This is a genomic window from Flavihumibacter sp. CACIAM 22H1, assembly GCF_001601815.1.
GTDB lineage: Bacteria > Bacteroidota > Bacteroidia > Chitinophagales > Chitinophagaceae > Flavihumibacter.
Genome location: NZ_LUKG01000076.1, coordinates 1 through 7,176, shown reverse-complemented (window position 1 = coordinate 7,176; position 7,176 = coordinate 1). Strand labels below are relative to the sequence as shown.

Sequence of the window (7,176 nt, the reverse complement as noted above, 5' to 3'; positions counted from 1 at the left end):
CTTTTTGCAAACTGTTTATCAAACCCGGATCAAGCCGTGTTTGATGCGGTCCCATTGCCCTGTTTCCTACCGGGATGGTTGCCAGATTTCTGCCGTTCAGATCCATCAGTGTAAACTGTACCTTACCGGCTTCGGGCAATTCATATCGGATGATTGAACTTGTCTGAACCGGGTTAGGCGTCATTCGCAAGCGGAAAATATCGGTTGTTTCAATGTCGCGTACCGGTGTTGGCGTGGTGCCATTCAGGTTCCTGTTCAGGTATACTTTGTAGCTTCCTGCCGGCAAATTTATGCTTTGTGCGTTTCCGGTGGCGCTAAAAGGTTCACCTGTGAATAACTCAAACCAAACTCCCGCCTGCGGAAAAGAGACCTGCACCGGCGCCGCAGTGGTACCAAAATTACCAACCACTACAAGTTTAGAACTGTCGCTTGTTATATACATCCACTTAGCCGCACCCGACAGGTCTTGCTGAATAGTACCGCCTATGAATAACTGCTCGAAATAGGGATTATTTCGAAGTTGCAACATAGTTTTATACACATTCCGTAACTGCACCCGACCCGCCGCCTGGTAATAATTCCAACGAATCGGTTTGGGATCCGTTCTGCAGGAATTATTGACCGTACCATTTTGACAATAATTAATACTCAGGTCGTAGCCCAGCTCACCAAACTGCCAGATTAGTTTAGGCCCGGGCATGGCTAAGAGAAAACTTGCCACCAGTTCATTCCGCTTCAGGGCAATGGCTTCATCACGGATCGTATAGCCTGCACTGCTAAGTCCCTCGATTTTGCATTTTACCATGGAACGTTCTTCATCATGGCTTTCCATATAACTGATCAGGTGTGGCTTTTGCCAGTTGCGGACAGTATGTAATGCACCACTGAAATTTGAATTACTGACCTGGCCTTTGGCAGCTTCGGTAAAATTGTAATTCATATTACCCCATAACATCATTCCATAATTAGAAAGCTCGTTCTCTTCATTGTTTACACCCAGGTGTTCCAGAATAACATAGGAACCAGGGGCTTTTTGCTGCAAGGTATCGTAATAGCCTTTCCAGATAGCTACCCGGCTGGCATCGTAGGCACTCCATGCATTTACATCGCAGTTCCCACCATTGTCGTCACAGGTCTTGGTTTGTGTAAAACCCTTTGATAAATCAAAACGAAAGCCATCCAGTTTATACTCCTGCAGCCAGAAACTACAAACATCGCTAAAGAATTTTTTGGAGGCGGCTGCTTCATGGTTCATATCATACCCAACATTAAATGCATGTTTGGCAACCGGGTTAAACCAGGGATTATTGGCCGCAGGGCGGTTATTGGCTGCATCGAAGTATAACTGCACCATCGGCGATTGGCCAAAGGAATGATTCAGCACCATATCCATTACCACGGCAATACCGTTTTTATGACACTCATCAATAAATGCTTTGAGCGTATTCTTGGGGCCATAATATTTATCAGGCGCAAAATAATAGGAAGGGTTATACCCCCAGCTGATATTGCCTTCAAATTCATTAAATGGCATCAGGTGCAGGGCATTAACACCCAATGATTTGAAATACCCGATAGAATCCTTAAGGGTTGTCCAATCGTGTTTCTCTACAAAATCACGCAACAGAACTTCATAAATTACCAGCTTCTCTTTAGCCGGGCGCTGAAAATTTGTTACCTGCCAGGTATAAGCGGGTGCATTGGTTTGTAATACACTCACAATACCGGTTGTTTTTCCTGTCGGATAGGCTTTGAGGTTGGGATAGGTGGCAGCAGTTATAAACGGATCGTTCCATGGATCTAATACTTTCTCCGAATAGGGATCGCCGATTTTCAAGGTACCATCTACCAGGTACTGATAGGCATATTCGGTACCCGAATTAAGGCCGGTTATCCGGATCCAGAAATAGGAACCATCGGGTGTTCTGTTCATTTGGTAAGCCAGCGACTCTTCCCAGTTATTAAACTCACCCAATACATTAACCCGTTGTTTTCCGGGTGCTTTTATAACCAGTGTGGCGGCCGTTTGATCTGCTTCATAATTAACGCCATCTTTTACCCCCGCGGGTAAAGGAGCCACCGTGGTAGGCGGTGCAACATAGACCCGGAACGTATCTGATAAAATGCCGGGGTTATCAGGATTGGTAGCAATAAACACCTGCTCACCAGCTGTTTGAATTGTGGCCGTAAACCGTATAATCGTATCGTTTTCCCGGGAAGCAATGGTGTTTCCATTCTGGCGGAGAACCAGCTTCTGGTAAATCGAACTCCTGGCTTCCAGTTCAAGGGTAGACCCCACCGTTAGTACCGGTGGAACCAGGTAGGGTTTGAACCGGGCTTCAAATTCCGGCTTGCTAAATTTAACAACCGCCGCACCCGCCGGGTAAATATCCCAATAGATATTTCCCTGATCCACGCTCAGGTCAGCCGCTTTGCCTTCCAATGCATTGCCCCCGGGATTATAGGAGCGGAATACCATGGCAATTTTTAGAATTTTTTCGCCCGCTGGCACCTGGTAATAACTGCGAACAGAAGGTATGATAAAAGAATAAAAATTGCCCGATCCCTTTACCATACGTGCCGCTGCATCATTGCTATTCCAGGTAGTGGTAACATATTTCCAGTCGCCGCTGTTGGCACTTTTATCAGTTATTACCCCGGTATGGATATACACATCGCCGGAATAATTCAATAATCCTTTATTTCCTTTGGAAGCATCGTATACGATCTGGAGCCCCTTATCCTCTGTTGGAAAAAACGGGTCAACAATAACCTGTGCCTGGATCTGGCTAAAAATAAACAGGAAGAAGAGCAGGTAAGCAGTCGTTCTCATGGCAAAACAATAATGTGTTAAAAATACACATTAAATAATACTATCCAAATTTTGTTGAAACTTTACGCCCATGTATACGGAACAACAAACCAGGGATCTTCAGGGCAGAACAGCGTCTTTTTTACAGCTTCTTCCCCACCTGCCGGCAGGGGACGTGGAAGCGCTGAGAGATGTATTACGCTTTCATGAATACCGGTATTATGTATTGGATGCGCCATTGGTAGCCGATTATGAATACGATCAGTTGTACAAGGCACTGGAAGCCATTGAACAGCAAAACCCGGCACTTATCCGCCCGGATTCGCCCACGCAGCGGGTAGCCAATGCCTTAAATGGGGCATTCGCCACGGTTCAGCACCTGGTACCCATGTTGTCTTTGGACAATTCCTACAATGCAGAAGACCTGATTGACTGGGACAGGCGGGTGCGCGAAGGGGCGGGTACTGCTGGCATCGAGTACTGCGTAGAACCCAAGTTTGATGGGGCCAGCATTTCGCTGATCTATGAAAACGACCTGCTTACACGCGGTGCTACCCGGGGCGATGGTGTTCAGGGAGATGATATTACCACCAATATCCGGCAAATCCGCTCGGTACCGCTGTCTGCCCGATTCTCCGCATATGGTATAACCCAGATTGAGATCCGGGGAGAAGTGTTGCTGACCAAAAAACAGTTCAAAGCCTTCAACGATAAACTCACTGAACAAAACCTGCCTCCCCTGGCCAACCCGCGGAATGCTGCTTCTGGTTCACTGCGGATCAAGGACCCGGAAATTGTACGCAAGCGCAACCTGGAAGCTTTTTTATACCATGTAAGCTATCATATAGATCAAAATAATCAGCCCCCCGCAGAACTGGAAACGCACAGCGGCAGCCTTGACCTGTTATGGGAGCTTGGATTCCGGAGTCCTGCAAAAGAAAAAAAAGTTTTCACCGGCATAGAAGGCGTAATTCAATACTGCCAGGATTTCGAAGCTGGCAGAGACGATCTGCCCTATGAAATTGACGGCATGGTGATTAAGGTAAACCGGCTCGATTTACAGGAGAAACTGGGTATGACCACCCACCACCCGCGTTGGGCCATCGCGTATAAATTCAAAGCCCGGCAGGCTACCAGCAAATTACGGGGAGTAGAATTTCAGGTAGGCAGAACCGGTGCCATAACGCCTGTTGCTAAAATTGACCCTGTACCGATTGGTGGCGTAGTAGTGGGATCCATTTCTTTGTTTAATGAAGACGTGATCAAAGAAAAAGACCTGAAGATCGGAGATACGGTACTGGTAGAAAGGGCGGGTGATGTGATTCCGTATATCGTAAAATCAATGGCCGAGCTTCGTACCGGCGAAGAACAACCGATACAGTTTCCGGTTAACTGCCCGCGTTGTTCCAGCGCCCTTGCCAGGGAGGAAGGAGAAGCGGTATGGCGCTGCATTAATATTGATTGCCCGGCACAGGTAGTGGAACGTATTATTCATTTTGTATCGAAAGATGCTATGGATATCCGCAGTTTCGGAGAGGCCAATGTTCGGAAATTTTATGAATTAGGCTGGTTGCAGGATATACCCGGCATCTACCGCCTGCCTTATGATAAAATGCGGCAATTGGGAGGGTTTGGTGAAAAATCCATTACCAACCTGCAGACCAATATTGAAAAATCAAAATCCCAGCCCCTGCACCGGCTGATTTTTGCACTCGGTATCCGCTATGTAGGAGAAACAACCGCCAAAACACTGGCACAGTCCGTTCGGCATCTGAATGATCTGAGCCTGCTTAGCCTGGAAGAGTTACAGTCGCTCGAAGATGTAGGGGTCAAAGTGGCCAGCAGCATTTATCAGTTTTTCCGGAACCAGGCCAATATTGAGCTGATCAGGGAATTGGAAACCTTAGGGCTGACCCTGCAATCAGAGAAAAAAGCGCCCCTGGGCGACGGACTGTTATCCGGCCAAAGCTTTCTTTTCACAGGTACCCTTAACCGATTAAAACGATCAGAAGCGGAGGAAATGGTAGAAACCCGGGGAGGCAAGCTATTAAGTGGCGTAAGCAGTAAGCTCAACTACCTGGTAGTGGGCGAGGATGCGGGGTCTAAACTGGAGAAAGCCAGGAAAATTCCACAGATCCAAATCCTGTCGGAAGATGATTTTATAAAAATGATGGGGGGAGAATAAACGCATAATGATTTTGGTTCATATCTTTTCGTAACTTTAAAAAAAAGGGTACGATGATTAAACCACTATCTGGCGAAGTATGGAAGCCGCTTCAGTTTCCGGGATGGAAACATCTTCGCAAACAGTATGCCTTATCTTCCAGCGGTCGTGTAGCCAGCTACTCCGAAAAAGTTACGGAGGATGGGAAGCTGTTAAATGGTTCACTCACCACCGGTTATAAAACCTTAAACCTGCACCGCCCGGGTAATAATGGTACTTTGTATATACACCGTGAAATTGCCCGGCTCTTTTTAAAGAAGCCGTCGAATAAGCACCGTTATGTGATCCATCTGAACCATAATAAAACAGACAATTCCATTAAAAACCTGAAATGGGCCACGCTGGAGGAAATGATTGAGCACCAGCAAAGTAGTCCGGCTAAAGTAGCTTACAAAAAAGTACAGGCTAACCGGTCCAACGGATTGAAGCTCAATGCTACCCAGGTGCGATCCATCAAGAAAACATTAAACAGTAAAAACCGAACGATGACAATCCGCCAGCTGGCTGAGAAGTACGGGGTAAGTGAAATGACCCTGTATCGTATAAAAAGCGGTGAAAACTGGTCAAAAGTAAAATGAACAAGCCGCCTGCGATTCTGTTTTACCTTTGCACCGTTTAAAACATCGCATGGCCTATCATTCGCTTGAAGCAGCTTTATTGGATTTAGAAAAGAACGGACAATTGGTCCGCATCCGGGAAGAAGTTGATCCTTACCTGGAAATGGCAGCTATTCACCTGCGTGTATATGAAGCAGGCGGACCTGCATTATTGTTTGAACGGGTAAAAGGAAGCCGGTTTCGGGCAGCATCCAATATTTTCGGAACACTGGAGCGCAGCAGGTTTTTGTTCCGGGAAAACCTGGACCAGGTGCAACAGCTAATCCGTTTAAAAAATGACCCGATCAAAGCGCTGAAACAACCGTTTCGGTATGCCGGCGCCGGCCTGGCAGCCATGAAAGCATTGCCCCTGCGCAACCCACTTAAAAAACCGGTATTATTTCAACAGCTCCGCATTCAGGAAATTCCATTGATTCATCATTGGCCCATGGACGGAGGCGCCTTCGTAACGCTGCCCCAGGTATACACGGAAGATATTGAACAACCTGGCATCATGAAAGCCAATCTTGGTATGTACAGGATACAGCTTACTGGTAACGAATACATTCCGGATCAGGAAATCGGCCTGCATTACCAGTTGCACCGGGGTATTGGCGTACACCAAACCAAAGCTAACAGGAAGGGGCAACCGCTGAAAGTATCCATTTTTGTTGGTGGTCCGCCTTCCCATACGGTTGCTGCGGTAATGCCGCTACCGGAAGGCATGAGCGAGTTAACGTTTGCCGGTTTATTGGGCAACCGCCGGTTCAGGTATTGTTATAAGGAGGGATTTTGCATCAGCACGGATGCTGATTTTGTGCTGACAGGCGAAGTTTATCCGGAAGAGAATAAACCGGAAGGACCATTTGGTGATCACCTGGGGTATTATAGTCTCCGGCATGCTTTTCCCCTGATGCGCGTTAAAAATGTGTATGCCCGGCAAAACGCCATCTGGCCCTTTACCGTGGTAGGACGCCCGCCCCAGGAAGATACCAGCTTTGGGCAGTTAATTCACGAAATAACAGGCGACGCCATTCCACAGGAAATTCCCGGTTTAAAGGAAGTACATGCGGTGGATGCCGCCGGCGTACATCCCTTATTACTGGCAGTAGGTAGTGAACGGTATACTCCCTACCTCCCTACCCGGCAACCAGCAGAATTATTGACCATTGCCAACCATATTCTGGGAACGGGCCAGTTGAGCCTGGCGAAATTCCTCTTCATTACTGCCGATGAGCAGAACCGGGTAAATACCCATGAAGAACAATTTTTTTTCCAGTACCTGCTCGAACGGATTCAACTCAACAGAGATATTCATTTTCATACCAATACCACCATTGATACGCTCGATTATTCAGGAACCGGTTTAAACAGTGGTAGTAAAGTAGTTTTTGCTGCTTATGGAGACCCCGTACGAACACTTTGCACGGAAGTACCGGCAGCAATTGCTCAGCTTCCTTTTATCAGGGAAGCAAAACTGGTTATGCCCGGCGTGGTAGCTTTTCAGACAACAGCTTATGCAGGGCCCGAAGAAACGGCCGCAC

General features: G+C 47.2%; 4 protein-coding genes. 3 read left to right on the top strand and 1 reads right to left on the bottom strand.

From position 1 onward, the window contains the following. Positions 1-2,833: alpha-amylase family glycosyl hydrolase (locus A1D16_RS17250; protein ID WP_290711788.1), on the bottom strand; the 2,833-nt coding region annotated here is incomplete at its 3' end. A gap of 70 nt (positions 2,834-2,903) precedes the next feature. Here A1D16_RS17250 and ligA point away from each other — a divergent pair. The 3 genes from ligA to A1D16_RS17235 form a co-directional block, all read left to right on the top strand. Next, the gene (gene ligA / locus A1D16_RS17245) at positions 2,904-4,997 is read left to right on the top strand and encodes an NAD-dependent DNA ligase LigA (RefSeq protein ID WP_290711786.1); all 2,094 of its coding nucleotides are present in this window, start codon (positions 2,904-2,906) and stop codon (positions 4,995-4,997) included. A gap of 53 nt (positions 4,998-5,050) precedes the next feature. Further along, a complete protein-coding gene (locus A1D16_RS17240; protein ID WP_290711784.1) occupies positions 5,051-5,614 on the top strand; it encodes an NUMOD4 domain-containing protein in 564 nt (187 codons plus the stop codon). Positions 5,615-5,663: 49 nt separating this feature from the next. Next, positions 5,664-7,176 (top strand): UbiD family decarboxylase (locus A1D16_RS17235; RefSeq protein WP_290711782.1); only part of this gene is annotated, 1,513 nt, incomplete at its 3' end.